Origin of the sequence: Halomonas sp. SIMBA_159 (assembly GCF_046536035.1) — a bacterium.
Taxonomy (GTDB): Bacteria; Pseudomonadota; Gammaproteobacteria; order Pseudomonadales; family Halomonadaceae; genus Vreelandella; species Vreelandella venusta_A.
Map to the genome: position 1 here is coordinate 1 of NZ_JAWJBT010001373.1, position 243 is coordinate 243.

1 protein-coding gene is annotated in these 243 nt (G+C 46.1%); it reads left to right on the forward strand.

The genetic code is table 11. The features are described 5' to 3' along the window. Nucleotides 1–243 (forward strand): sugar phosphate nucleotidyltransferase (locus R0J87_RS23735; protein WP_498889463.1); only part of this gene is annotated, 243 nt, incomplete at both ends.

The following is a 243-nucleotide window of genomic DNA, read 5'->3' on the forward strand; positions in this document are numbered from 1 at the left end:
GTATTAGAAAAACCGGCGGTAAATCAGGCGCGATCAAACCTGGCTGTGGTGGGGCGTTATGTTTTTAGTAATCAAATATGGCAGTGCCTGAAGCGCACACCGGTTGGTGCCGGTGATGAAATTCAGTTAACCGATGCGATAGCGTTACTGATGGAAAAAGAAACGGTAAACGCGTACCGTATTACCGGTCGCAGCCATGATTGCGGTAATAAACTCGGTTATATGCAGGCTTTTGTTGAATAT